This window comes from Phenylobacterium sp. (assembly GCF_025351295.1).
Classification (GTDB): domain Bacteria; phylum Pseudomonadota; class Alphaproteobacteria; order Caulobacterales; family Caulobacteraceae; genus Phenylobacterium.
On record NZ_JANXWD010000048.1, the window covers coordinates 41,248 to 66,828 of the forward strand.

The following is a 25,581-nucleotide window of genomic DNA, read 5'->3' on the forward strand; positions in this document are numbered from 1 at the left end:
CCGACCCATGACCGACCTGCTGCTCCTGCCCGGCGACGGGATCGGGCCGGAAGTGACCGCCCAGGTGCGCCGGGTGGCCGAGAAACTGACCCCGGACCTAACCCTGGAGGAGCGCCTGTTCGGCGGATGCAGCTACGACCGGTTCGGCACGCCGCTGGCCGACGAGACCCTGGCCGCCGCCAGGGCTGCCAAGGCCGTGCTGATGGGCGCGGTGGGCGGGCCGCAGTGGGTCGGCGTCGCCCGCGACAAGCGCCCCGAGGCCGGCCTCCTCAGCCTGCGCGCCGGCATGGGGGTGTTCGCCAACCTGCGGCCGGCGCTCTGTTTCCAGCCGCTCGCCGACGCCTCCAGCCTGAAGCGCGAGATCGTCGAGGGCCTGGACCTGATGATCGTGCGCGAACTGACCGGCGGCATCTATTTCGGCAGCCCGCGGTTCATCGAGGACCTGCCGGGCGGCGGCCGGCGCGCCGTCGACACCCAGGTCTATACGACCATGGAGATCGAGCGGGTGGCCCGCGTCGCCTTCGAACTGGCCCGCGGTCGTCGCAACAAGGTGGCCAGCGCCGAGAAGTCCAACGTGATGGATAGCGGCCTGCTATGGCGCGAGGTGGTGACCGACCTGCACCGGCGCGACTACGCCGACGTCGAGCTGACCCACATCCTGGCCGACAACGCCGCCATGCAGATCGTCAAGGCGCCCAAGCAGTTCGACGTCCTGGTCACCGACAACCTGTTCGGCGACATCCTGTCGGACGCCGCGGCCCAGTTGACCGGCTCGCTGGGCATGTTGCCCTCGGCGGCGCTCGGGGTTGAGGGTGCGCCCGGCCTCTACGAGCCGATCCACGGCTCGGCGCCCGACATCGCCGGCCAGAACCTGGCCAACCCGCTGGCCGCGATCCTGTCGTTCGAGATGGCCCTGCGCTGGTCCCTCGGCCGCCCCGCCGAGGCCGGCCGGCTGTTCGCCGCCGTGGAGCGCGCGCTGGAGAACGGCGCCCGCACCCGCGACCTGGGCGGCGCGCTGAGCACGACCCAGATGGGCGACGCGGTGCTGGCGGCGCTGTAGCGGCATCAGAGCCGCAGCCGCCAGGTCTCGCTGACCGCCGGCTTGCCGAAGTCCTCGTGGATGTGACTCTCCTCCAGCTGAAAGCCCACCGCCGCATAGATCGCCCGGGCCGCGGTCAGTTCGCCGTGGGTCCAGAGCACCATCTCGCGGTAACCGGCGGACCGCGCGAAGCCGAGGCATTCGTCGACCAGCCGCCGCCCCAGCCGCTCGCCCCGCGCCGCCGGCTCCAGCAGCAGCAGGCGCAGCCGCGACACCGTCTCGTCCTCCCTGACCAGGAACACGCAGCCCACGCGGTCGCCGCCGCGCTCGGCGATCCAGCACCGCTCGCGGTCCGGATCGAAGTTGTCCAGGAAGTCGGCGCAGATCCGCGCGGTGACGCTCTCGATCTTCGGGCCCCAGCCGTATTCGCGGCCGTAGAGCACCGCGTGCCGCGCCGTGACCCACCCCATGTCGCCGGGGCCATGCGGCCGCAGCACGATCGGCAGCCTGGCCGGGTCGGGTTCGAGCAGGGCCTGGGCGGTGTCCAGCGCCGCGGCCAGCCGCGCCTTGTCCGGGCCTGAGAGCCCGCCCACCAGCGCCTCGACCTGGGCCACGGTGCGGGTGTTGAGGGCCGCGAAGAATGCCCGGCCAGCCGGCGTCAGGGCCAGGTTGACGCTGCGCCCGTCCAGCCGCGAGCGGCGGCGCGCCACCAGGCCGTCGCGCTCCAGCCGCGCCAGCATCCGGCTCAGGTAGCCGCCGTCGAGGTCCAGCGCCGCGCAGATCTCCGAGGGGGTCGCCGCCTCGCCCTGAGCGATCTCATAAAGCACCCGGTTCTCCGCCAGGGTGTAGGGGCCGCCCAGATAGGCCCGGTCCAGCACCCCGATGGCGCGCGTGTAGAAGCGGTTGAAACGCCGCACGGCCGCGACGGTGTCGGTGAGGTCTGCCATCGGGGAATGGCGCCGAAGTTAATTGACGGAGTCAAGTATTTCAGCTGCACAACCGAAAGCTGCGCTGTCAGGTAGGGTGCCGTTAAGGTCTGGAGGGGAGACTCGACGCCGTGAGCGCCTGCAAGGGAAGGCCGGAGGTCCATGGCGAAGCCCGACGAAAAGCCGAAGCCGAGCCGTCGCGCCGGCGACGCCGACGTGCTGGCGCTCGCCGAAGGCCTGGTCGCCGCGCTCGGCAAGGCGCCCAGCGTCAGCGACCTGCAGATGCTACGCGACGTGGTGGACAGCTATCCGGACGACGGCCAGGACGGCGCGGGCGCCGTGGTGGCCAGCTTCATCGGCCTGCTCAAGGACATGATCGCCTCGAACCGGTTCGACCGCGAGGCCCTGGCCGTCCACACCCGCTCATGGCGCTTCATGGTCTCGCGCAAGCCCGACGCCAAGGAACGCGCGGCCATTCTCAAGGGCCTGCGCTCGGTGCGCGACCTCTACGCCGAGGCCAGGGCCGCCGCCTAGGCCACCACCGCCGCCAGCCCCTCGCGGCCCCATTCGCGCAGAGCGGCTGTGCAATCCCCCCGCGGTTTGCCATGCTCCGGCCACGCGAACCGGAGGCGGCGATGTCCTATTGGCTGGTGAAGTCGGAGCCCAATAAATACGCCTTCGCCGACCTGGAGCGCGATGGCCGCACGGTCTGGGACGGCGTACGCAACAACGCCGCGGCCCTGCACCTGAAGGCCATGAAGGTCGGCGACCCGGTGCTCTACTACCACTCCCAGGAAGGCTTGGCCGTCGTGGGGATCGCCGAGGTGGTGAAGGAGGCTTTTCCGGACGTCACCGACCCCGCCGGCCGCTTCGTCGCCGTCGAGCTGAAGCCGGTGCGGGCGCTGAAGCGCGCGGTCACGCTGCAGGAGATGAAGGCCAACCCCGCCCTCTCCGGCCTGGAGATGATCCGCCAGGGCCGCCTCTCCGTCTCCCCGGTCCGCCCCGAGGAATGGGCGACGATCCTGACGCTGGCCGGCGACTGAGCCGCTGTCGTGCAGGCGCTGGCCGCCTAGAGACAGCGCGCCAGTTTCGGCCGGACGCCCTGCCGCAGCGTGAATTCGCGGGCGGGCCGCCCGTCGGCGGACGGCAGCCTCAAGATCATCGTCTGGTCCTTCACCTGGCCGCTGTAGCGGACCGCCGGCGGCGAGGCGGCGTCTTCATCGGCGCGTTGCGGCCCGCCGGTCATGCCCTGGAAGGTCCCCTCGACGGAGAACCGTCCGAACCGGTCCAGGCGAATCGGCGCCGTCAGCGCACCGGTAGCGCAGTCGGTCTCGAGCCGGGCACCCTTGGCGGTGACGGTCAGGACGGCCCGGTCGCCGCCCCAGACGCCGGTCAGCCCGCCGCTGTCCGCAGGTGCGGCCAGGGCCGCGGCGGCGGCGAGCAGGATCCAGGGCGACGACATGGGGAAACCTTATCGGCCAGCGACGGCGGCTTTGCACGGCTCGCGACCGGTGCCGGGTAAAATCGGCCCGCCAAACACCTGTTGGCCGCTCAAAATATTACACACTCTCCCCTGAGGCGAGTACGCTTGCCGCCACGCGGGAAAATGTTAACGATATGTTATGGGGCCGTTGCGGCGGCATGTGGTGGGGATTGCGTTATGAAAATGTCCGGCGCGCTGGGTGCTGCGCTTCTACTTTCTTCGTTGATGGGGTCCACCGCGCTCGCGCAGACCAGCGCGAATGTGAAGGACGAGTACCAAGACTTCGAGCAGATGGAGCACGTGCCCTTCGCCGCCGGTGATGCCGGCGGGGCGGCGCGCGAGGCCACGGTGTTCGGCGGCTCCACGATGGTAGTCAAAGGCTTCCAGGGCGTCAGCCAGTACGACGTCGCCTCCTATGCGCGGAACTTCATCCCGCCGGACACCATGGGCGCCGTGGGCAAGACCCAGTTCACCGAGTTCGTGAACGGCGGCTTCGCGGTCTTCGACAAGGCCACCGGCAACACCACCAAGGCCACGTCCGACCTGGCCTTCTGGGCCGCCGCCGGCCAGACCGGCGCCAACGGCGACTCCCGCGTGATGTACAACAAGGCCGCGGACCGCTGGATCGCGCTGTCGTTCGGCGACAGCGTCTCCGACATCCAGATCGCGGTGTCCAACACCTCGGATGCAACCGGGATCTGGCAGTCGACCAAGTTCACCGGCTTCGCCGGCGGCACGGCGGACTATCCGACCCTCGCGCTGGACAACAACGCCGTCTACATCGGCACCAACAACTTCAATGCTGCGGGTAATTTCCGCGGCACAACGCTCAACGTCATTCCGCTGGCGAGCCTGATCGGCCCGGCCGCGCCGAGCGTGGCGGGCCTCCAGCAGCTGGTGGCGCCCTGCAACCCGGCCACCTGCACGGACGCGGGCTTCGCGATCCAGGGGGTCAATAGCACGGGGCCGGGCTCGACCGGCCACATCGTCGCCGCCTCCCTGTTGTTTGACGATGTGCTCCGCTACGACCTCGCCAACGCCGGCAGCGGCGCGGCCACCTACCAGAACGCCGCCTACGTCGGCATCCAGGACTACGGCTCCAACAACGCCGCCCGTCAGCCCAACCAGGTCCCGGACATCTTCACGAACGGCGACTTCCCGAGCAACGACCGGGTGGTTGACACCCTGGACCAGCGGATCGGGTCGTCCAGCTACGAGGTCAACGGCCGCATCTATTCGGTCTACACGGTCACCCCGCTGAACGGCGACCACACCTATGTGCGCTACGACGTGATCGACGCGGCGACCAACGCGCTGCTGGACGAAGGCGCGATCGGCGACGGCCTCCACGACTACTGGGAAGGTTCGCTGGCCGTGAACAAGTACGGCCAGGTGGTGATCGGCTATAACCGGTCCGGCTCCGATCCGTCGGACGGCAACATCAGCTTCCTCGCCCAGGCCTTCAGCACCGGCATCGGCGGCAAGCTGGCGAAGCGCGGCGACGAGCAACTGCTCAAGGTCAGCCTCGTGGACGATTACCACAACGGCAGCACCTTCGGTAAGATCGCCGCCGGCCGCCAGCGGTGGGGCGACTACAGCGCGGTATCGCTCGACCCCACCAACGACCGTGAGTTCTGGGTGATCGGCGAGTACGCCCGCGAATACAACAACGAAGCCAGCGGGCACCCGGGCGGCAGCGGCGGATCGCGCTGGAGCACCTGGATCTCGGAACTGAACGTCGGCACGGCGGTGCCCGAACCGGCGACCTGGACGCTGATGCTGGCCGGCTTCGGCCTGCTCGGCTCGGCGCTTCGTCGCCGCCGGGGCGCGCTGTCGGTCTGACGTCTTCTGGGGGGGACGTCTGCAACGCCGCCGGTCTCGCGATCGGCGGCGTTGTCGTGTCAGGTCCGGGCGACGGGCTTTGACCCAAGCGAACGCCCCCTGTTCGATCGAACGATCAGCTTCCCTCGCCTTGCCTTGGCGGAGCCGGGGGCGTAACGGGACGCTCCCTCATTCTAGGAGACGCCAATGGGTTACCGGGTCGCCGTCGTCGGCGCCACGGGCAACGTGGGCCGCGAGATGCTGAACATCCTCGAGGAAGTGAAATTCCCCGTGGACAAGATTCACGCGATCGCATCGCGGAACTCCATCGGCGTGGAAGTGGAGTTCGGTGACCGGATCCTGAAGTGCCAGGACATCGCCCAGTTCGACTTCTCCACCGTCGATGTGGTGCTGATGAGCGTGTCCGGCGCCTTCGCCAAGGAATGGGCGCCCAGGATCGGCGCCGCCGGCCCGATCGTGATCGACAACTCCTCGGCCTTCCGGATGGACCCGGACGTGCCGCTGATCGTGCCGGAGGTGAACCCGGACGACTGCGAGTGGGCCGACCGCAAGAACATCATCGCCAACCCCAACTGCTCGACCATCCAGCTGGTGGTGGCGCTGAAACCGCTGCACGACGCCGCGCGGATCAAGCGGGTGGTGGTCTCGACCTATCAGTCGGTCTCCGGGGCCGGCAAGGAAGGCATGGACGAGCTTTTCGACCAGACCAAGAACGTCTTCGTCCTGGGCGCCACCCCGCCGAAGAAGTTCCCCAAGCAGATCGCCTTCAACGTCATCCCGTTCATCGGCGAGTTCCAGGACGACGGCTACACCGACGAAGAGCACAAGATGTGGAACGAGACCCACAAGATGCTCGATCCGGACATCGCGCTCACCGTGACCTGCGTCCGCGTGCCGGTGATGGTGGGCCATTCGGAGGCGGTCAACATCGAGTTCCACGAACACCTGGACGAGGACGAGGCGCGCGACATCCTGCGCGAGGCCCCCGGCGTCATCGTGATCGATAAGCGCGACCCCACCGGCTACATGACCCCCAAGGAGGCCCAGGGCGACTTCTCGGTGTTCGTCTCGCGGATCCGCAACGACCCGACCCTGGAGCACGGCCTGAACATCTGGGTGGTCTCTGACAACCTGCGCAAGGGCGCGGCGCTGAACGCGGTGCAGATCGCCGAGCTGCTCCACCAGCGCGGCCTGATCCGCCAGAAAGCCCTGGCCTAGGCCCATGTCCTCGCCAACGGCGCCTGGGGCCGAGGCCCGCGTGGCGCTGATCGCCGGGATCGGCTGCTATCTGATCTGGGGTTTCGTGCCGCTGGTCTTCCAGGCCATCGGCCGCCAGGGCGTGAGCCCTTGGGAGATTCTCGCCCATCGCACCGTGTGGGGTACGCCGACGGCGCTGATCTTCGTCCTGCTGGCCGGCCAGTGGCGGCAGGTCCTGGCCGTCTTCCGCACACCCCGCACCCTGGCCTGGCTGATGCTCTCGGCAACGCTGATCGCATCGAACTGGAGCGTGTTCATCTGGGCCGTCACCACTGGCCGCGTGCTGGATTCCAGCCTCGGCTACTATATCACCCCGCTGCTCAACATGGCGGCCGGCGCCTTCCTGTTCCACGAGCGCATCGACCGCATCGGCGGCGTCGCCATCGGCCTGGCGGCGATTGGGGTGGCGGTGCAGACCGCCGCCATCGGCCATCTGCCGCTGATCTCCCTGGCGCTGGGGGTCTCCTTCGGGGCCTACGGCGTGGTGCGTAAACAGGTCAGGGCCGACGCCCAGACCGGCCTTTTCATCGAGTGCCTCCTGCTGGCGACCCCGGGCCTCGCCTTCGTGGCCTGGCTGGCGAGCCGCGGCCAGGGTCACTTCGGCGTCTCGGTCGCGACTACGGCGTGGCTGCTGGCGTCCGGACCGATCACGGCGGTGCCGCTGGTGCTGTTCTCCTGGTGCGCGCGCCGCCTGCCGCTCTCTGTGATGGGCTTCCTTCAGTTCATCGGCCCGACCATCGGCATCGTGATCGGCGTGACCGAGGGCGAGGCCTTCGGTCCTCTGCGGGCGCTGTCGTTCGTGTTCATCTGGGGCGGTGCGGCGGTGTTCGCATGGGGGGCGTGGCGCAGATCGCGGACGATCCTGCGGGCAGCGCGAGATACCGTGGAGGCGGCGGCAGAATAGCTCCTCTCCGGCGGCGAGGCCGAGGGGTAAAGGAGTCGCTCATGCACAAACGCATAGCGGGTCTGTGAAATTGCTGATCTGTGCAGTGTTCAGATGGTGCTATCTAAACGGTGTCCAGACGGACAGCCCCGCTCCCCCGGGGTTCCCTCACAAAGATCTCAAGGTGTGTGTCATGACCTTCGCCTCATTCGAACGCCAAGCCGACCGTTTCGCCCCCCTGGCCCTCCTGGTCATCGGCATGCTGACCGCCTTCGCCACCGCCGGCCTCGGCGTCTAAGCCCACGCCCAAGACCCAGCTTCTGATGAGGGCCCCTCGCGGGCCCTTTTTCGTTTGCGCACCTTCCCAAGAGGCGACCCCCTAGACGTACGACGCCGCGATCAGCCGCTTTGGCCGCGCGTCGCCCATCAGGGCCACGCCCTGCTTGTTCATCACGTAGGCGCCGCCCAGCTTGCGCTGCGGGTCGGCGAAGGCGCAGGAGCCGCCCCAGCCGGAGTGGCCGAAGGTCTGCGCGCCCGGCCCCCAGGGAAAGTTCGGCTCGTTGCGCATGAAGCCCGCCGCCCAGCTCATCACGAACGGCAGCACCAGGTCCTGGCCGCGGATGCGTTCGCGGGCCGCCTCGGCGATCAGCGCGGGCGCGAGGATCTCGCCGCCGTCCAGCCAGCCGTCGTTGGCGAGCGCGCCCATCACCTTGGCCAGGCCTTCGGCGGTGGCGTAGCCGTTGGTGGAGGGCACCTCCATCCGGCGGTAGTCGGTCCCCGCTTTGCCGGCGGCCGACGACCACGGGGCGAGGAAGGCGGCGCGGGTGGCGGCGTTGATCTCGCCGAACTCCGGCAGCGCGCTGGGACGCTGCAGTTCGGCCAGCCGGCCTTCGACGTCGGCCGGCAGGCCGACCCACACATCCAGGCCGAACGGCGCGGCGATATCCTCGCGAAACGCGGCGCCGATGGTTCGCCCGTCGACCCGGCGGAAGATCTCGCCGGCGATATAGCCCACGGTCACGGGATGGTAGCCACTGGCCGAGCCCGGCGGCCACATCGGGGCCATGGCCGCGAGCTTCGCGCAGATCGCGTCCCAGTCGACCCAGAGCCCGGGGTCCATCGGCTCGGGAAACCCAGGCAGCCCCGCCTGGTGCGAGATCGCCTGCTCGACGGTCACGGCGGCCTTGCCGGCCTGGGCGAACGCGGGCCAGACGCTGGCGACGGTCTGCCCGTAGTCCAGCTTCGCCTGGTCAACCAGGCGGGCGATCATCAGGGCCGCGACCGCCTTGGTGCTGGAGAACACCGGGGCCAGCGTCGTCTCGCCGAACGGGACGGTGCGCCTGCGGTCGGCCCAGCCGGCCATCAGGTCCAGCACCACCTCGCCGGCCTCGACCAGGGTGAAGCGCGCGCCCAGCTCCTCGCCGGCGGCGAAATTGGCGGCGAAGGCGTCCTTCACCGCGGCGAACCGGTTCGGCGCGAAGCCTGCGATCTCGACAGAAGTCCCGACGCTCATAGCGCCTCTATACGCACCTGAGCCGTGGGATTCACGATCCGATCGGCCAGCGCCACGATCGGCAGGTCGAGCGACTTCCAGGCCTGCGCCACCAGCAGGGTCTCGGCCACGGCGCGGGCCGTCCGCTCGGCCGCGTCGCGCGGGTCGCGACCTTCCACGAGGCCGGCGCCGAAGCTGGCGGTGACCAGGTCGCCGGTGCCGTTGGGCGCCCGCTCGCGGCGCGGATGGGCGAACAGCACCGCCTCCTCCTTGTCCACGTAGAGCAGGCCGATCTCGTCCTCCCTCGCCGGCACCGAGGTCACCAGGGCGGGCCGGCCCAGCGACCGCGCCGCGTCGCGGGCGTCGGCGGCCGAATTGATCTGGCGGTCGGCGAGGAACGCCAGTTCCCAGAGGTTGGGGGTGATCCAGTCGGCCAGGGGCACCAGCCGGCTCTCGACCGCGGCGGCCACCTCATAGGACACGTAGAGACCCTTGGGAGAGTCGCCCAGCACTGGGTCGACCAGCACCAGCGGCCGCGCGCCCCAGGCGTCGCTGCGCTCGGTGGTGCGTACCCGCTCGATCACCCCGGCGGCGATCTCCACCTGCTCGGGATCGGAGAAGTGGCCGGTGATGATCAGATCGACCATGCCGAACAGGGCGTCGGCCTCGATGTCGACCAGCATGCGCCGGAAGACTTCGGGCGAGGTGACTTCGCCGCGACCCCCGCGGGCCGGCGTGCGGCCGAACATCACCGTCGGCGCCAGCACCGGGTCGATCTTGTGCGCCGCCAGCACATATTGCTGCGCGGCCCCGCCGATGCGGCTCGCGGCAACGAATGAGGAGAGGATCAGGGCTAGCGGCACCGTTCGGCCCTAGCCCAGATACTTTCAAGTAACCAGCGTTTTTCTACTAGAAATAGCGTGGCGGCCGAATTTAACCATCTCTGGTAGTATTCGGCTAACCTTGACGCGCACCGCAGGCGGCGCTTGCCGAGGCAGCGCCGCCGCGGCGGGGGGCCGGACCCCCAAAGGGTTAACGGCGGGCCGCCCTAGTAGCGATAGTGCTCCGGCTTGAACGGGCCCTCGGTCGTCACGCCGATGTAATCGGCCTGTTCCTTGGAGAGTTTGGTCAGTTTGGCGCCAAGCTTTTCCAAGTGGAGCATGGCCACCTTCTCATCCAGATGCTTGGGCAGGGTGTAGACCCGGGTCTCGTACTTGGCGCCGTTCTGCCAGAGCTCGATCTGGGCCAGGGTCTGGTTGGTGAAGCTGGCGCTCATCACGAAGCTGGGGTGGCCGGTGGCGTTGCCCAGGTTCACCAGGCGGCCTTCCGACAGCACGATGATCTTCTTGCCGTCCGGGAATTCCACGTGGTGGACCTGCGGCTTGATCTCGTCCCACTTGAAGTTGCGCAGGCCGGCGATCTGAATTTCCGAGTCGAAGTGGCCGATGTTGCAGACGATGGCGTTGTTCTTCATCGCCCGCATGTGATCGACGGTCAGCACGTCCTTGTTGCCGGTGCAGGTGACGAAGATGTCGCCCCGGCCCGCCACGTCTTCCACGGTCTGGACGTCATAGCCTTCCATCGCCGCCTGCAGGGCGCAGATCGGATCGACTTCGGTGACGATGACGCGGGCGCCGCCGTTGCGCAGGCTGGCGGCCGAGCCCTTGCCGACGTCGCCATAGCCCAGCACCACGGCGACCTTGCCGGAGAGCATCACGTCGGTGCCGCGGCGGATGGCGTCTACCAGGCTCTCGCGGCAGCCGTAGAGGTTGTCGAACTTCGACTTGGTGACGCTGTCGTTGACGTTGATGGCGGTGAACGGCAGTTCGCCGCGCTCATGCATCTGGTAGAGGCGGTGGACGCCGGTGGTGGTCTCTTCCGACACGCCCTTGATGGAATCGCGGATCGCCGAATAGAAGCCGGGCTTCTCCTGCAGGTAGCGCTTCATCACCGCGTAGAGGGCTTCTTCCTCCTCGTTCTCCGGCTTGTTGAGGATCGAGGGATCCTGCTCGGCTTTGGGGCCCAGCACGCAGAGCAGGGTGGCGTCGCCGCCGTCGTCGAGGATCAGGTTCGGGTAGCCGCCGTCCGACCACTCGAAGATCTTGTGGGCGTACTCCCAGTACTCGACCAGGGTCTCGCCCTTGATCGCGAACACCGGGGTGCCCTGGGCCGCGATGGCGGCAGCGGCGTGGTCCTGGGTCGAGAAGATGTTGCAGGACGCCCAGCGCACGTCGGCGCCCAGCGCCTGCAGGGTCTCGATCAGCACCGCGGTCTGGATGGTCATGTGCAGCGATCCGGCGATCCGGGCGCCCTTCAGTGGCTGGCTCTTGCCGAACTCGGCGCGCGTGGCCATCAGGCCCGGCATCTCGGTCTCGGCGATGTTGATTTCCTTTCGGCCGAAGGCGGCCAGCGAAAGGTCTTTCACGATGTAGTCGGTCATGGTCGTCCCTGAGGCGGAATTTCGGCGTTGATCGCCCCTATAGCGGGACCGCCGCCGGGTATCAACAAGCATATAAGGAAATCTTTATGCGACCTTTCCCTCCCTGAATGGGGAGGGACAGACCGCGCAGCGGTCAGGGTGGGGGAGTCGGGATCACCCACGCCCCGTCCGGCCCATACTTCCCCACACTGCCTGCTTCGCAGGCTGTCCCTCCCCATTAAGGGAGGGAAGTCTGCCTAGCTCAGCCGCGCCCTGCGCCCTATGTGGGGACGGCTGAAGGAGCGCTCGTGCCGATCATATCCATCGAAGGCCTGTCGAAGACCTATGCCGGCGGGTTCCAGGCGTTGAAGTCCGTCGACCTCAGCATCGAGAAGGGCGAGATCTTCGCCCTGCTGGGCCCCAACGGCGCGGGCAAGACCACCCTGATCGGCATCACCTGTGGCCTGGTCCGGATGACGGCTGGGACGGTCACTGCTGACGGCCATGACATCCAGAAGGACTTCCGCGCCGCGCGCGCCAAGATCGGACTGGTGCCGCAGGAGATCTCCACCGACGCCTTCGAGACGGTCTGGGACACCGTGAAATTCAGCCGCGGCCTGTTCGGCAAGCCGCCGAACCCGGCTCACCTGGAGAAGGTGCTCAAGGAGCTCAGCCTCTGGGACAAGAAGGACGCCAAGATCCAGACGCTGTCCGGGGGCATGAAGCGGCGGGTGATGATCGCCAAGGCGCTCAGCCACGAGCCGACCATCCTGTTCCTGGACGAGCCCACCGCCGGCGTCGACGTCGAGCTGCGCCGCGACATGTGGCAGATGGTCCGGTCCTTACGCGCCAACGGCGTCACCATCATCCTGACCACCCACTACATCGAGGAGGCCGAGGAGATGGCCGACCGGATCGGGGTGATCTCCAGGGGCGAACTGATCCTGGTGGAGGACAAGCAGGTCCTGATGCGCAAGCTGGGCAAGAAGCAGCTGACGCTGCACCTGCAGGAACCGCTGGCCGCCGTGCCGGCCGGGCTCGGCGACTACCAGCTGGACCTCGCCGCCGGCGGGACCGAGCTGGTCTACAGCTTCGACGCCCAGGCCGAGAGCACGGGGATCGCCGAGCTGATGAAGCGGCTGGCCGAACGCGGCATCGACTTCAAGGACCTGCAGACCAAGGAGAGCTCGCTGGAGGACATCTTCGTCAGCCTGGTGCGAGCGCGCGCATGAACATCCACGCGGTGAGAGCGATCTATTTTTTCGAAATGCACAGATGGGTGCGGACCATCGTGCAGAGCGTGGCCGCCCCGGTGATCACCACCTCGCTCTATTTCATCGTGTTCGGCGCGGCGATCGGCAGCCGCATGCCCAGCGTCGGCGGGGTCAGCTACGGCGCCTTCATCGTGCCCGGCCTGCTGATGCTGTCGATCCTGACCGAGAGCATCTCCAACGGCTCGTTCGGCATCTACATGCCGAAGTTCGCCGGCACGATCTACGAGGTGCTGTCGGCCCCGGTCTCCGCCGCCGAGGTGGTGGTGGGCTATGTCGGCGCGGCGGCCAGCAAGTCGGTGGTCCTGGGCCTGGTGATCCTGGCGACGGCGCGGATCTTCGTGCCCTACGAGATCATCCACCCCGTCTGGGTGGCCGCTTTCCTGGTGCTGACCTCGGTGACCTTCAGCCTGTTCGGCTTCCTGACCGGCATCTGGGCTGACGGCTGGGAGAAGCTGTCGATCATCCCGACCCTGGTGATCACGCCGCTGACGTTCCTGGGCGGCAGCTTCTACTCGATCGACATGCTGCCCGGCGTCTGGAAGACGATCGCCCTGTTCAACCCGGTGGTCTATCTGGTCAGCGGCTTCCGCTGGAGCTTCTACGGGGTCTCCGACGTCGGCGTCGGCGTGAGCCTGGTGGCGACGCTGGGGTTCCTGACGGTCTGCCTGGGGCTGGTGACCGTGATCTTCAGGACCGGGTGGAAACTGAAGACGTGATGCGCAAAGTTGCTCCCCCCTTGGGGGAGCTGTCGGCGAATGCCGACTCAGGGGGTCCGCTCAGAAGGTTCGACGGGGCGCCTCGGAGGCGCCGAGCGGGCCGCGGCGGCGCCAGCCGGGAGGACCCCTTCCGTCGCCTTTGGCGACACCTGCCCCAGCGGGGGAGGACCCTGCGCCTTCGCTACTCGTCCTCTTCGAACCGCGCCGCGACCAGTTCCGCGAGCGCCGCCACCGCTTCCGTCGCCTGTTCGCCCTCGGCCTCGATGTCGATGCAGCAGCCGGGGGCGGCGGCCAGCATCATCAGGCCCATGATCGAGCGGGCGTCGACGGTCTGGCCGTCCTTGGAGACCCGGACCTCGGCGTCGAAGGAGGCCGCCAGCTTGACGAACTTCGCCGAGGCGCGGGCGTGAAGCCCCCGCTTGTTGACGATCTCGACGGTGCGGCCCGCGTCGCTCACTTCTCTCCGGCCAGGACATATGAGGCGACGGAGATGTACTTGCGCCCGGCTTCCTGCGCCGCGGCGACCGCGTCTTCCAGGCTGACCCGGCCGCGCAGCGACGCCAGCTTGATCAGCATCGGCAGGTTGAGGCCGGCGATCACCTCGGCCTTGGTCTGTTCCATTACCGAGATCGCCAGGTTCGAGGGCGTGCCGCCGAACATGTCGGTCAGCAGGATCACCCCCTGGCCCTGTTCGACCCGCCCGCAGGCGGCCAGGATGTCCTGGCGGCGGCGCTCCATGTCGTCCTCGGGGCCGATGCAGATAGCCTCGACGGCCTGCTGCGGCCCGACCACATGCTCCATGGCGTGAATGAACTCTTGCGCCAGCCCCCCGTGAGTCACGATCACGAGGCCGATCATGCCTGGAAATCCAAGGGGTATCCCCACACCCGAACACGGCGCCCGAGGAGGGGCGCGAGCCGAGCTAAATACGCCTCTTGTGCGCCGCGTCAAAGGCCGTCAGCGCGCGGCTTAGTTTCGCAGGCGCCGAGAGTTCGAAGGGGTCTGCCGCCAGAAGTGGAACCGCCACGCCAAGGATCGTCTCGGTTGCAGGGTCCGGCAGGCGTTCGGGGGGTTCCAGGCGCACGACCAGGACCACGTCGCAGAACGCCACCGCGCCCAGCCTGAGCACATCGACCCCGCGGACCTCGATGAGGCCGCCCAGCGCGTCGGGCGCGCGGCCATAGAGGCGGCCGTCCACCGCCCACAGCAGCACCCGGTCGTCGGCCACCAGCCGGAACCCATGGTCCAGGGCCCGCAGCGCCAGGTCGCTCTTGCCGGCCCCCGAGGGCCCCTGGATCAGCACGCCGCGCCAGCGGCCCTGCATCCGCCGGGCGATCAGCCCCGCGTGCAGGATCACGGCAGGCCTTCCGGCAGGGTCAGGATGAACAGCGCGCCCAGCACCTGGCCGTCGGCGCCGGTGCGGTTCTCGGCCCGGAGGCCGCCGCCGTGCGCCTCGGCGATCTGGCGGGCGATGGAGAGGCCCAGGCCCGAGTTGCCGCCGAACGCCGCGCCCTTGGGCCGCGAGGTGTAGAAGCGCTCGAACACGGTCTCCAGGTTCTCGGGCGGTATGCCGGGGCCGTTGTCGGACACGGTGGCGATGGCCTCGCCCTTGACCCTTAGCAGGCCAACCGTGACCACGTCGCCGGGCGGGCTGAACGAGCGGGCGTTGTCGATCAGGTTGCGCAGGATCTGGCCCAGCGGGCCCTCGCGGCCCATCACCATCGCCGCCGCCATGCCGCCGTGCGGCACGAAGGCCACCCGCACGTCGCCCGCCCGCGTCGTCGCCTGGTAGAGGCTGACGATGTCGCCGATCAGCCGACCCAGGTCGACCAGCTTCGGCTGGTCCCTGGACAGCTCCGCGTCCAGCCGCGACGCGTTGGAAATGTCGGTGACCAGCCGGTCCAGCCGCTGGATGTCGTTCTTCAGGATGCCCAGCAGCCGGTCGCGCGCGGCCGGGTCCTGCACCAGATCCAGGGTTTCCACCGCCGAGCGCAGCGAGGTGAGCGGGTTCTTGATCTCGTGGGCCACGTCGGCGGCGAAGCTCTCGATGGCGTCCATCCGCTCGGACAGCGCGTGGGTCATGTCCTCGAGGCTGCGGGTCAGGTCGCCCACCTCGTCGTCGCGGCGGGCCAGGTCGGGCAGCGAGATCGCCCGCGACCGGGCCTGGCGCACCCGGTCGGCGGCCCGGGCCAGCCGCAGCACCGGCTGGGCCACCAGGTTGTTGAGCAGCAGGGACGAGGCCAGGGTCACGGCGATGGCGATCAGGATGAACGGGATCAGCGCCTTGCGCTCGCTGGCGATGATCGCGTCGACGTCATTGGCCTCCAGGGTCACCACGCCCAGCACCGCGCGCACGTGCTGGATGGGGATCGACACCGACACCACCCGCTCGCCGCCATCGCTCTGCCGCTTGCCGGCCACGTGGCGGCCCAGCAGGGCCTCGCCGACCTCGAGGGCGAGGGCGCGGCGCACGTCGCGCGCCGAGGGCCCGGCGCGGCGCGGCATCAGGTCCCGCTCGCCGCGCGCGCGCGCCGCCGGCAGCGCCTTGGACTCCACACGGTCGACCATCCAGTCGCTGTCGGCCACCAGCCGCCCGTGACTGTCGAACAGCCGCGCCCGCTGGGCGGCCGGATTGGACAGGGTCTGCAGCAGCTCGGTAGCCAGCACCGTATCCATCTGCGGCTCGGGCTCGCCGACCGTGGCGGCCTGGTCGAGGATCGAGGCGATCAACTCGCCCTGGGTGGTCAGGCTGTCGATGCGGGCGTTGACCAGCCCCTGGCGCAGCTCGTTCAGCACCAGGGCGCCGCCCACCAGGATCGCCAGGCCCAGCAGGTTCAGCGCCAGGATCAGCCGGCCGAGACGCGACCCCGGCAGCCAGCGGAACCGCGACGCGGCGGCCGCCAGGGCCTGGACGCGCCCCGGTCTCCCGGTCTCAGCTCTCCCGGTATCGGTAGCCGACGCCATAGAGGGTCTCGATCGCGTCGAAATCGGGGTCCACCTCGCGGAACTTCTTCCGCATCCGCTTGATGTGGCTGTCGATCGTGCGGTCATCCACATAGACCTGATCGTCGTAGGCCGCGTCCATCAGGTTGTCGCGGCTCTTCACGAACCCCGGCCGTTGCGCCAGCGACTGCAGCAGCAGGAACTCGGTGACGGTCAGCTTGACCGGCTTGCCCTCCCAGAGGCTCTCGTGGCGGGCCGGATCCAGGGTCAGCTTGCCGCGCTTCAGCGCCCGCGCATTGGTCTCCGCCGAGGCGGTGGGCCCGATGGCCTCCTCGCCCTCGGCGTGGCCCCGACGCAGAACCGCCTTCACGCGTTCGATCAGCAGGCGCTGGCTGAACGGCTTGTGCATGTAGTCGTCGGCGCCCAGGTTGAAGCCCAGGATCTCGTCGATCTCCTCGTCCTTGGACGTCAGGATGATCACCGGCACCTCGGAGGTCCGGCGCAGGCGCCGCAGCACCTCCATCCCGTCCATCCGCGGCATCTTCACGTCGAGAATGGCCAGGTCCGGCGGATCGTTCTCCAGCGCGGCCAGGCCGGAGGCGCCGTCGAAATAGGCCTTCACCGTATGGCCGTGGCTTTCCAACGCCAGGCTGACGGAAGTGACGATGTTCTCGTCGTCGTCCACCAGGGTGATTTTCGCCATCTGAGGTCGATCTCTCCTTTACCCGCGAGGTGGCAGGCTACTGAGCCTTCACCGTGGCCTCAATGGGGCCAGGACGATGGCGGCTGAAGTCAACATGACCTTAAGCTTGATAGGACAACGTCGTTCCCTTCCGGGGGGATGCCGTGGATGGACGGGTATAGCGTGCACTTCGAGGTCTACGTCCGAAAAGTGCCGGGCGCGCCCTGGACGCTTGACCTCGCCACCGAGAACCGCGCCGCCGCCATCGACTCGGCCAACGCGCTGATGGCCGAGGGCCGGGTGGCCGCGGCCAAGGTCACCAAGGAAACCTACGACGAGCAGACCCGCGAATACCGCGCCGTCGTCATCCTGAAGCTGGGCGCCGCCGACGTGGCCGGCAAGTCCAGGCCCCAGGCCGAGGCCCAGCCGCTCTGCGTCACCCCGCAGGACCTCTATACCGTCCACGCCCGCGAACGGATCGGCCGCCTGCTGGAGGCCTGGCTGGAGCGCAACAACGCCACCCCGTTCGAACTGCTGCACCGTCCCGACCTGGTGGAGGCGCTGGAAGCCTCCGGCGCCGACCTGCAGCACGCCATCCAGAAGATCGCCATCCCGGAGGCTCACGCCCGTTCGATGTCGATCCACGAGATGATCCGGATTTTCCACACCCTGATCGAGCGGACGGTGGAGCGGCTGCTGAAGGACGCCAAGCGCGGCGCGCTGGTGAACCTGAAGAAGGAGAGCTTCGCCGCCGCCTGCGACCGGCTGGCCACCGACCCGGAGCGCGGCTACCTGCTGGGCGCGGGCGTCGCCGGGGCCATCTCCGGGGCCGCCAGCTGGGGCGAGAAGGTCACCATGCTGCTGGACCTCGCCGACGAATGGCCCGAACGCGGCCAGGGCCGCGGCCTGGCGCTGGCGACCATCCAGCAGCCGCTGGCCGAGATCCTCGAGTGCAAGCCCGGCATCAACGAGGTGCTCGGCCGAGGCCACGATCTGGGCGCCAACCTCGCCGCCATGACCCGCCTGGCCGCCTTCGACACCGTCGACAAGCTGATCCAGGTCGAGCCGGCGGTCGGCAAGGTGATGCCGCAACTCCCGGCCCTGGCGATGCGGCTGGCTGTCTGGCTCAGCAACGCCACCTTCCAGGACACCCGCGCCGCCATCGGCCGGCGGATCCTGCGCGAGCTGATGGGCCAGCGGCGGCTGCGGCCCGGCGATGCGGCCGGCGAGATCGACGTGCTGCGTGCGCTCGGCATGTCGCTCACCGCCTCGGCGGGCAAGCTGCTGCCGCTCGAAGACGTCCAGGCCGCCTTCACCGCCCGCTCCAAGATGCTGGTGACCGGCGACTTCGTGGAGGCCTACCTGGGCCAGGACATGACCTCCAGGGCAGAGGTCGAGGCCCTGATCTGGCTGACCGAGAACGTCATCGGGCCCGCCAACAAGCGCCAGGCCGGCGGCTGGCTGAAGGCGGTGATCACCTCGCTCCGCTTCGAGAAGGACGTGACGATGGGCGATGAGAGCCCGGCCGCCAAGCTGGCGGTCCTGGCCGCCCTGCAGCGCGCCGTCGCCCGCTGCGGCCTTGTGGCCGAGGACTTCCAGCCGCTGCAGGAGAAGCTGGGCGAGATCGGCGGCGACGTCGAGGCCCGCGCCAAGGTCGCCCAGGGCGTCGCCCGGGCCGACGCGCCCGCCGTGCACCGTCTGACCGTGCTGCTGAAGCTGGCGGTCGGCGAATCCGCCCCCCTGGGCCCCGCCGCCAACCGCGCCCGCGCCGAGGCGCTCAAGCTGGTGAAACTGGACGCAACCCGCGCCGCCCTGGCCGCCGCGCCCGACCAGGTGCAACAGGTCCGCGACCTGATCCAGCAGGCGGGCCTGGCGGCGTAAGGCCGGCGGTTCTCCCCATGGGGGGAGGTGGCGGCGAAGCCGACGGAGGGGGTCCTCCACGACGGCGACGTAGATGCACGGTCGGCCCTCCGAGGCGCCCGGTCGGAGCTTCCGGGCGGACCCCCTCACCCGCTCTGCGGGAGCTCCCCCAAGAGGGGGAGCAACTATGGCCTCTACAGCCCCAGCACGTCCTTCAGCGCCCCGACCACCCGCGCCACGTCCCCGTCCGCCATCCCCGGATAGAGCGGCAGCGACAGGCACCGCGCGTACCAGGCCTCCGCGCCCGGCAGCTCGAGGTCGCCATAGAGGCCGCGGTAGTAGGGCTGGCGGTGGACCGGAATGTAGTGGACCTGGGTTCCGACGCCCCGCGCCCGGAGCGCGTCGACCACCGCGCGCCGCGAGCGGCCGGCGGCCTCGAAGTCGATTAGCACGGTCATCAGGTGCAGCACCGGATCGCTCCAGGCCGGCCGCGCGGCGGTCCGCACCAGCGGCGCGAGCGGCGCCAGCGCCTCGCCATAGGCCGCCGCCAGCGCGCGGCGCCGCGCGGCGAACCGTGGCAGCTTCTTCAGCTGCGACAGGCCCAGCGCGCAGAGGATGTCCGGCAGCCGGTAGTTGAAGCCCGGCTCGACCATCTCGTACCACCAGGGGTCCGCCCCATCCGGGCGCACCATGCCGTGGCTGCGCAGCACCCGCAGCCGCTCGGCCAGGGCGGGGTCGTTGGTGGTGACCATGCCCCCCTCGCCGGTGGCGATGGTCTTGACCGGGTGAAACGAGAAGGTGGCCATGGCCGAATGGCGCACATCGCCGACCGCTTCGGCCACATTGCCGAATTTCATCGTCGTCCCGACGGCGTGGGGCGCATCTTCCACCAGGACGGCGCCGGCGGCGTGCGCGAGGTCCGCCATCGCCGGAAGCTCGCAGGCGTCGCCGCGCAGGTGGACCGGCAGCACCGCGCGCAGCCTGCGCCCGCCGACCCGGTCGATCGCCGCGGCCAGGGTCGCCGGCGTCATCAGCCCGCTGTCCGGATCGACGTCGGCGAACACCACGTCGGCGCCGACGTAGCGGGCGCAGTTGGCGGTGGCCAGGAAGGTGATGCTGGGGGCGATCACGACCTCGCCCGGCTTCACGTCCAGGGCCAGCATGGCCAGGTGCAGAGCTGCCGTGCCGTTGGCGCAGGCGACCGCGTGGCGCGCGCCCACCGTCTCGGCGAAGGCGCGCTCGAAGGCTTCGACGGTCGGCCCAGTCGTCAGGAAGTCGCCGCGCAGGGCCTGCGCTACCGCGGCGATATCGTCGTCCTCGATGGTCTGGCGGCCGTAGGGGAGAACGGCGTCCATGCTGGCTCGCCCCCTCCTAGTCGGCCGCGCGCCGGCGGCGCTGCGCGGGCGCTTCCTCGTGCAGCATCGCCATCAGCCCGGGCCCGTCCAGCCACTCGGCATTGGTGTCGCTGGCGTAGCTGAACTCTTCGGCCAAGGCCCCGCCCATCAGCGGCTCGCGGGTATATTCCACGAAGGCCGGCTCGATGGCATAGCGGTCGCCGAGGTCCACGGTGTTCCGCGCGTCGTCCGCCGAGATCATCATCTCATGCAGCTTCTCGCCCGGTCGGATGCCTACCGTCTTGGTGGCCATCCCCGGAGCCATGGCGGCGGCCATGTCGGTGATCTTCATCGACGGGATCTTCGGCACGAACACCTCGCCGCCGTGCATCACGTCCAGGGAGGAGAGCACGAATTCGACGCCCTGGTTCAAGGTGATCAGGAACCGGGTCATCCGGGGGTCGGTGATCGGCAGCTCGTTGGCGCCGCGGTCGATCAGCCGCTGGAAGAAGGGCGCCACGGATCCTCTGCTGCCGACCACGTTGCCGTAGCGCACCACCGAGAACCGCGTCCCGATGTCGCCCGACAGGTTGTTGGCCGCCACGAAGGTCTTGTCCGACGCCAGCTTGGTCGCGCCGTAGAGGTTGATCGGGTTGCAGGCCTTGTCGGTGGAAAGCGCGATCACCTGTTTCACATGGTTGGCCAGGCAGGCGCGCACCACGTTCTCGGCCCCCATGATGTTGGTGTGGATGCACTCGGACGGGTTGTACTCGGCCGCCGGAACCTGTTTCAGGGCCGCGGCGTGGATCACGATATCGACACCGCGGAAGGCCAGGCTGAGCCGCTCGCGGTCGCGCACGTCGCCCAGGAAGAAGCGCATGGCGGCCATCTTCTCCGGGCCGAAGCGTTCGGCGTAGTCGATCTGCATCTCGCTCTGCTTCAGCTCGTCGCGGGAATAGACGATCAGTTTTCGGGGCCTACCCCGCTGCAGGACGGTCTCGATGAAGCGGCGTCCGAACGAGCCGGTGCCCCCGGTCACCAGGATGACCTTGCCGTCGAGGTCGAGTTGGGTCGGTGCGAATCGGGCCAAGCGGCGCTCCAGGGGGCGTGGGTCGGCGCAGTCTTCGCAAGCCCGCGTAAAGAGACCGCTAACCATGATCGCCGAATGTCCGCGGCATGGCAGACAAGAAGAAGACCGGCGGCGAAACCTATCTGCCGATGAACACCCTGCTGGGCACCACCATCCGCGCCAACGGCCAACGCGGGGTGCTGTCGGTGGACTGCGGCCTGGACGTGCCCGACCCGACGCTCCGCACCCTGGCCGACCAGTCCGTGCCGCGCCTGCGCGCCGCCTATCTGCAGACCGTCCAGTCCTACGCCGCGAGCCTGACCTACGGCGCCCTGCCCAACGCCGACTACATCGCCCAGACCCTGCAGCGCCAGACCGACACCCTGCTCGGCCGCCCGGGCGCGAAGATCCTCCTGGGCGCGATCATCGCGAACTAGTAGGGGGAGGCCGGACGACGTTGTGGAGTTGCTCCCCCGAGGACCCCCTCCGGCGCCCCCCTCGCTTCGCCACCTCCCCCAACGGGGGAGGAATTGCGCCTATCCGCCCGCCACTTCGTCCATGAACGCCGCCAGCGTCACGTCCAGCTCGGTCACGCCGTCCGCGTCATGCGTCGCGAGCGTCACCTCGACCTTGTTGTAGACGTTGAACCATTCCGGATGGTGGTCGAGCTTGTCGGCCATCAGGCCCGCACGGGTCATGAAGCCGAACGCTTCGTTGAAGTCCTTGAACTTGAAGGTGCGGGTGATCGCGTCGCGGTCGCTGTCGACCTTCGCCCATGCCGGCAGCCGCTTGAGCGCCGCCGCGGCCCCGATCTTCGCCGGACGGGTCACGCGACCGGCTCGGCGTCGAACGTCAGGCCTGTGAGCGCCGAGAGCTCGGCCAGGGTCTGGTCCACGTCCACCACCTTGATCGCCTTCATGCCCAGGCCCGCGGCCGGCTTGCAGTTGATGCCCAGGTCGTCGAGGTAGATGCAGTTGGCCGGCTCCACCGCCAGCAGCTCGCACATCATCCGGTAGATCCTGGGGTCCGGCTTGCGGACGCCCGCCTTGCTGCTCTCGATGATGGCGTCGAACAGCGGCATCACCTGGGACATGGCGCCCGCCGCCCGCTGGCCTTCGTCCTGGCCGGGGCTGTGCGTCGAGACGACGTTATTGGTGATGCAGCCCACCTTGAAGTGCGCCTTGCAGGCCTTGAGCGCCGCCACCATCCGCGGCCGCAGTTCGCCCGACAGCTTCGGCAGCACGTCCGCGCCCCGGATCGGGAAGCCGAGCGCGGTCGACTCCTCCAGGAACAGCTGGTCGAAGCGGCCGGTGTCGATCTCGTTGCGCTCGAACAAGGCCCAGGCGTTCTCGTGGTGGTTCGTCGCGTTCACGCGGCGGATGTGATCCTTCGGCGCCCCCATCTCAGCCTCCAGGCGGTTGAAGGCCTCGAACGGCGAGGAGGTGAACACCCCGCCGAAATCCCAGATCACCGCCTCGACCGCCACACACCGCTCCTGCACAGAAACCACGCGGCGCGGACGCTAGAGACGCACGCCCGGACGTGCAAGTAAGGGGCGATGTTCCCATCCCGCTTTCCCCGCCCGGTTCGCCTCGGCCTCTATGGCCTGGCGACCGCCATCCTGCTGGTGCTGTGCGTGCTGCCGACCCGCGACCTGCCGGATCCCGGCACCGGCGACAAGTTCGAGCATGCCGTCTCCTGGTTCATCCTGACGCTCACCGGCTACGTCCTGGCGCCCAACCGCCGGCTGGCGATTCCGCTGTTCGCGGTGGGGTTCGGGGCCGTCATCGAGGTGCTGCAGGCCAATATGGGCCTGGGCCGTCACGGCGACTGGGCCGACCTGGCGACCGATTGCGTCGGCGTGGCGACGGCGGTGCTGCTGTTCCTGGCGGTGCAGTGGGTCTCGCGCCAGCGCCGCCAGCCAGCCTGATCCCACCACCAATCGACGCCGAAAGCGCGCGCCGGTATGGTCGGGCCCATGTCGCAAGCGCCCGGGGCCAAGCCCTTCATCTACCTGGCGGTCCCCTGCTACGGCGGCCAGCTGAACCTCTATTTCGTGGACTCGATGCTGAAGCTGCAGGACGCCTGCCGCGAGCGCGGCATCGGCCTGCACATCGACATGATGGGCGGCGAGGCGCTGATCACCCGGGGCCGCTCGCGCCTGGCCGCCGCCTTCCTGGCGCACCCGCAGGCCACCCACATCCTCTACATCGACGCCGACATCGGCTTTCCGGCCGCGACCGTGTTCCGGCTGCTGGACTCCGGCCGCGACGTGATCGCCGCCGTCTGCCCGCTGAAGAAGATCGACTGGGCCAAGGTGCGCGCCGCCGCCAAGGCCGACGTGGCCGACCTGCAGGCCGCGTCCATCGGCTACGTGGTCCGTTTCCTGCCGACCGCCGACAAGAGCGTCGAGGTCAACGACGGTTTCGCCCAGGTGGCCTATGGCGGCACCGGCTTCCTGATGATCCGGCGCGAGGCCATGCAGCGGCTGGTCGACGCCCACCCCGAGCTGCGCGCCAAGATGGGCGACATGGGCGACGCCCTGGCGCCGGAGGCGGTGATGGTGTTCGAGACCATGATCGAACCGGAGACCGGCCAGTACCTCTCCGAGGACTACGCCTTCTGCCGCCGCTGGCGCGACCTGGGCGGCGAGATCTGGGCGGACTTCGAGGCCCGCCTGACCCACGTGGGCCACGCCGCCTACACCGGCAGCCTGATGCAGGCGCTCAGGCCCGGCGGCTGAGGGCCTTCGCGCGGGGGGTAACGTCCGCCCCAACCCACCGGTGTCATCCCGGTCTTCGCCTGCGGCGAAACCGGGATGACACTGGGAGGTGAGGCCGAAGGTCGATCCGACCCTATTGCGCCGCCGCCAGCGCGCGGCGCTCGGCCAGGGCCGCCCGCGTCAGCGCATAGCTGGCGTGGTTGATCCGGTAGCGGCCATAGCAGACGGCCGCCAGCACACCGGGGACGATCGAGATCGCCCCGTCCCAGAGCGCCAGGTTGAACAGCACCTCGTCGGGCACATGGCCGGGCCGCGCCTTCTGCGGGAAGGCGATGAAGGAGACGACCGCCCCGGCGAGCGCGGAGCCGACGGCCTGGTCGAGCTTCCCGGCGAAGGCGCGGGTCGAATAGAGGATCCCCTCCTGGCGGATGCCATGCTTCAGCTCGTTCTCGTCGGCCACGTCGGCCAGGGCAGAGGTGATGCTGATCGTGAGGAAGGCCACCGACATATACGACACCGCCCCGAAGGCGATGAGGATCGGCAGCAGCATTGGCATGCCCGGCTTCAGGATTCCGAGTTGCCCCAGGATCGGGGTGATCGCGGGCAGGATCGCATAGGCCAGCGCCGAGACGATCATGGTCGCCTTCTTGTCGAACCGCGCATGCACGCGGGCCGCAAAGACGAAGCTCAGCGCATAGCCGACGAAGCTGCCGATGATGAAGTAGCGCAGGTCGCTGGAGGAGATCTGCCAGTAGAAGCTGGCCACATAGAGCCTCAGGCCCTCGCGCAGGCCCACCATCATCGACAGGAAGAAGTAGCCCGCCAGCAGCCAGACATAGCTGCGGTTGCCCAGCGCCTTGACGATGTCCCGGAAGAACTCGGCCAGGGTGAACGTCGGCGTGCCCGGCGCGGTCTTCGGCAGCAAGGGAATGCGGTCCATCGTGAAGATGGCCGAGGTGAACAGGATCATGATGATGGCGATGGCGCCCGTCAGGGCGAAGCCCGCCCACGGCTCCGGGTTCAGCAAGCCGTTGTGGTACTGCGCGGTCTTGGGGAAGAAGAAGGTCAGCGCGATCCAGGCGGTGGCCGAGCCGCCGACCCACTGGAAGAAGGTGTTGTAGGCCATCACCTTTGACCGCTCGGTGTAGTGCGGCGACAGCTCCCCACCCAGGGCCAGGTGCGGGGTATGGAACAGGGTCATCACCTGCCGCAGCACGCCCACGCTGACCCCGCACCAAATGGTGAGGCCCAGGGGCGACAGGTGCGGCGGGTTGAAGATGCAGTAGAAGGAGGCGGCGATCGGGATCGGCGCCACCAGCATCCAGCCATGGCGGCGGCCCCACTTCTTCGAGAACGTACGGTCCGACCAGGCGCCCACCAGCGGCTCGGTAATCGCGTCGAACACCAGGCTGACCGACAGCGCCAGCCCCACCCAGACCGGGTTCACGCCCAGCACCTGATTGTAGAACAGCATGGCGTAGGTCACGACCGTGTAGAGCGCGATCATCTCGGCGGCGCTGCCGACGCCGAAGGCCAGCTTGGTCTTGAGCGGCAGACGCTCGACCGTCGCCCGGGCAGGGCCACCCGCGGCGGCGGCGGTCATGTCGAGCGGCGTGACCGTCATACGTCATCCTCCCGCG

Annotated in this window: 27 protein-coding genes; 12 read left to right on the forward strand and 15 right to left on the reverse strand. The window is 68.9% G+C overall.

Annotated features, from left to right (window positions below; all coding sequences use genetic code 11):
- Positions 1-7 precede the first annotated feature (7 nt).
- Complete coding sequence (gene leuB / locus Q0R13_RS07655) at positions 8-1,060, forward strand: 3-isopropylmalate dehydrogenase (protein ID WP_293901867.1); 1,053 nt, start codon at positions 8-10, stop codon at positions 1,058-1,060.
- A 5-nt stretch (positions 1,061-1,065) separates the two neighbouring features.
- Here the strand turns inward: leuB and Q0R13_RS07660 are convergent, their stop codons facing one another.
- Positions 1,066-1,986: a bifunctional helix-turn-helix transcriptional regulator/GNAT family N-acetyltransferase gene (locus tag Q0R13_RS07660; RefSeq protein ID WP_293901870.1), complete on the reverse strand. Its 921-nt coding sequence runs from the start codon at positions 1,984-1,986 to the stop codon at positions 1,066-1,068.
- A gap of 141 nt (positions 1,987-2,127) precedes the next feature.
- On the opposite strand from Q0R13_RS07660, the gene Q0R13_RS07665 reads away from it, so the two are divergent.
- Together Q0R13_RS07665 and Q0R13_RS07670 are read left to right on the forward strand one after the other, a co-directional pair.
- Positions 2,128-2,499, forward strand: coding sequence for a hypothetical protein (locus Q0R13_RS07665; RefSeq protein WP_293901873.1), 372 nt, complete (start codon positions 2,128-2,130; stop codon positions 2,497-2,499).
- Positions 2,500-2,600: 101 nt separating this feature from the next.
- The gene (locus Q0R13_RS07670) at positions 2,601-3,008 is read left to right on the forward strand and encodes an EVE domain-containing protein (protein ID WP_293901876.1); all 408 of its coding nucleotides are present in this window, start codon (positions 2,601-2,603) and stop codon (positions 3,006-3,008) included.
- 26 nt (positions 3,009-3,034) lie between these two features.
- On the opposite strand, the gene Q0R13_RS07675 is transcribed toward Q0R13_RS07670, so the two are convergent.
- Entirely contained in the window at positions 3,035-3,427 is a 393-nt protein-coding gene (locus tag Q0R13_RS07675) for a hypothetical protein (RefSeq protein ID WP_293901879.1), read from the reverse strand.
- Positions 3,428-3,673: 246 nt separating this feature from the next.
- Between Q0R13_RS07675 and Q0R13_RS07680 the strand changes: the two genes are divergently transcribed.
- From Q0R13_RS07680 to rarD, 3 genes are all read left to right on the forward strand, one after another.
- On the forward strand, positions 3,674-5,290 hold the full coding sequence (locus Q0R13_RS07680) for a PEPxxWA-CTERM sorting domain-containing protein (RefSeq protein WP_293901882.1): 1,617 nt from the start codon (positions 3,674-3,676) through the stop codon (positions 5,288-5,290).
- Positions 5,291-5,476: 186 nt separating this feature from the next.
- Complete coding sequence (locus tag Q0R13_RS07685; RefSeq protein ID WP_293901885.1) at positions 5,477-6,508, forward strand: aspartate-semialdehyde dehydrogenase; 1,032 nt, start codon at positions 5,477-5,479, stop codon at positions 6,506-6,508.
- 4 nt (positions 6,509-6,512) lie between these two features.
- Entirely contained in the window at positions 6,513-7,451 is a 939-nt protein-coding gene (gene rarD, locus Q0R13_RS07690) for an EamA family transporter RarD (RefSeq protein WP_293901888.1), read from the forward strand.
- 358 nt (positions 7,452-7,809) lie between these two features.
- On the opposite strand, the gene Q0R13_RS07695 is transcribed toward rarD, so the two are convergent.
- The 3 genes from Q0R13_RS07695 to ahcY form a co-directional block, all read right to left on the reverse strand.
- On the reverse strand, positions 7,810-8,943 hold the full coding sequence (locus Q0R13_RS07695) for a serine hydrolase domain-containing protein (RefSeq protein ID WP_293901891.1): 1,134 nt from the start codon (positions 8,941-8,943) through the stop codon (positions 7,810-7,812).
- On the reverse strand, positions 8,940-9,785 hold the full coding sequence (locus Q0R13_RS07700; protein ID WP_293901893.1) for a PfkB family carbohydrate kinase: 846 nt from the start codon (positions 9,783-9,785) through the stop codon (positions 8,940-8,942). Before Q0R13_RS07700 ends, Q0R13_RS07695 begins: the two co-directional genes overlap by 4 nt.
- 185 nt (positions 9,786-9,970) lie before the next feature.
- A complete protein-coding gene (ahcY, locus tag Q0R13_RS07705) occupies positions 9,971-11,362 on the reverse strand; it encodes an adenosylhomocysteinase (protein WP_293901895.1) in 1,392 nt (463 codons plus the stop codon).
- A gap of 287 nt (positions 11,363-11,649) precedes the next feature.
- Here ahcY and Q0R13_RS07710 point away from each other — a divergent pair, with 287 nt between their 5' ends.
- On the forward strand, positions 11,650-12,573 hold the full coding sequence (locus Q0R13_RS07710; protein WP_293901897.1) for an ABC transporter ATP-binding protein: 924 nt from the start codon (positions 11,650-11,652) through the stop codon (positions 12,571-12,573).
- On the forward strand, positions 12,570-13,331 hold the full coding sequence (locus Q0R13_RS07715) for an ABC transporter permease (protein WP_293901900.1): 762 nt from the start codon (positions 12,570-12,572) through the stop codon (positions 13,329-13,331). Before Q0R13_RS07710 ends, Q0R13_RS07715 begins: the two co-directional genes overlap by 4 nt.
- Positions 13,332-13,512: 181 nt before the next feature.
- On the opposite strand, the gene Q0R13_RS07720 is transcribed toward Q0R13_RS07715, so the two are convergent.
- The 5 genes from Q0R13_RS07720 to Q0R13_RS07740 form a co-directional block, all read right to left on the reverse strand.
- Positions 13,513-13,788 (reverse strand): HPr family phosphocarrier protein, encoded by a 276-nt coding sequence (locus tag Q0R13_RS07720; protein ID WP_293901903.1) that lies wholly within the window; start codon positions 13,786-13,788, stop codon positions 13,513-13,515.
- Positions 13,785-14,189 carry a PTS sugar transporter subunit IIA gene (locus Q0R13_RS07725; RefSeq protein WP_293901905.1) on the reverse strand — a complete coding sequence of 135 codons (405 nt, stop codon included), beginning with the start codon at positions 14,187-14,189 and terminating at the stop codon, positions 13,785-13,787. Before Q0R13_RS07725 ends, Q0R13_RS07720 begins: the two co-directional genes overlap by 4 nt.
- A gap of 64 nt (positions 14,190-14,253) precedes the next feature.
- Positions 14,254-14,688 (reverse strand): HPr kinase/phosphorylase, encoded by a 435-nt coding sequence (locus Q0R13_RS07730; RefSeq protein WP_293901908.1) that lies wholly within the window; start codon positions 14,686-14,688, stop codon positions 14,254-14,256.
- The gene (locus Q0R13_RS07735; protein WP_293901911.1) at positions 14,685-16,295 is read right to left on the reverse strand and encodes a stimulus-sensing domain-containing protein; all 1,611 of its coding nucleotides are present in this window, start codon (positions 16,293-16,295) and stop codon (positions 14,685-14,687) included. Before Q0R13_RS07735 ends, Q0R13_RS07730 begins: the two co-directional genes overlap by 4 nt.
- On the reverse strand, positions 16,264-16,977 hold the full coding sequence (locus Q0R13_RS07740) for a response regulator transcription factor (protein ID WP_293901914.1): 714 nt from the start codon (positions 16,975-16,977) through the stop codon (positions 16,264-16,266). Before Q0R13_RS07740 ends, Q0R13_RS07735 begins: the two co-directional genes overlap by 32 nt.
- A 147-nt stretch (positions 16,978-17,124) precedes the next feature.
- Here Q0R13_RS07740 and Q0R13_RS07745 point away from each other — a divergent pair, with 147 nt between their 5' ends.
- Positions 17,125-18,837, forward strand: a complete 1,713-nt coding sequence (locus Q0R13_RS07745) for a hypothetical protein (protein ID WP_293901917.1) — start codon at positions 17,125-17,127, stop codon at positions 18,835-18,837.
- Between the two features lie 173 nt (positions 18,838-19,010).
- Here Q0R13_RS07745 and pseC read toward each other — a convergent pair whose 3' ends face one another.
- Together pseC and pseB are read right to left on the reverse strand one after the other, a co-directional pair.
- Complete coding sequence (gene pseC, locus Q0R13_RS07750; RefSeq protein WP_293901920.1) at positions 19,011-20,171, reverse strand: UDP-4-amino-4,6-dideoxy-N-acetyl-beta-L-altrosamine transaminase; 1,161 nt, start codon at positions 20,169-20,171, stop codon at positions 19,011-19,013.
- Positions 20,172-20,187: 16 nt separating this feature from the next.
- Entirely contained in the window at positions 20,188-21,240 is a 1,053-nt protein-coding gene (gene pseB, locus Q0R13_RS07755) for a UDP-N-acetylglucosamine 4,6-dehydratase (inverting) (protein ID WP_293901923.1), read from the reverse strand.
- Positions 21,241-21,326: 86 nt separating this feature from the next.
- Here pseB and Q0R13_RS07760 point away from each other — a divergent pair, with 86 nt between their 5' ends.
- A complete protein-coding gene (locus tag Q0R13_RS07760) occupies positions 21,327-21,656 on the forward strand; it encodes a Tat pathway signal protein (RefSeq protein ID WP_293901926.1) in 330 nt (109 codons plus the stop codon).
- A 99-nt stretch (positions 21,657-21,755) separates the two neighbouring features.
- Here the strand turns inward: Q0R13_RS07760 and Q0R13_RS07765 are convergent, their stop codons facing one another.
- Positions 21,756-22,049, reverse strand: a complete 294-nt coding sequence (locus Q0R13_RS07765; protein WP_293901929.1) for a 4a-hydroxytetrahydrobiopterin dehydratase — start codon at positions 22,047-22,049, stop codon at positions 21,756-21,758.
- The gene (locus tag Q0R13_RS07770; RefSeq protein WP_293901932.1) at positions 22,046-22,705 is read right to left on the reverse strand and encodes an HAD-IA family hydrolase; all 660 of its coding nucleotides are present in this window, start codon (positions 22,703-22,705) and stop codon (positions 22,046-22,048) included. Before Q0R13_RS07770 ends, Q0R13_RS07765 begins: the two co-directional genes overlap by 4 nt.
- Positions 22,706-22,777: 72 nt before the next feature.
- Here Q0R13_RS07770 and Q0R13_RS07775 point away from each other — a divergent pair, with 72 nt between their 5' ends.
- Both Q0R13_RS07775 and Q0R13_RS07780 read left to right on the forward strand, forming a co-directional pair.
- Entirely contained in the window at positions 22,778-23,149 is a 372-nt protein-coding gene (locus Q0R13_RS07775) for a hypothetical protein (RefSeq protein ID WP_293901935.1), read from the forward strand.
- 48 nt (positions 23,150-23,197) lie between these two features.
- On the forward strand, positions 23,198-23,962 hold the full coding sequence (locus Q0R13_RS07780) for a hypothetical protein (protein WP_293901938.1): 765 nt from the start codon (positions 23,198-23,200) through the stop codon (positions 23,960-23,962).
- A 112-nt stretch (positions 23,963-24,074) separates the two neighbouring features.
- On the opposite strand, the gene Q0R13_RS07785 is transcribed toward Q0R13_RS07780, so the two are convergent.
- Entirely contained in the window at positions 24,075-25,565 is a 1,491-nt protein-coding gene (locus tag Q0R13_RS07785; protein ID WP_293901941.1) for an MFS transporter, read from the reverse strand.
- Between the last annotated feature and the right edge of the window lie 16 nt (positions 25,566-25,581).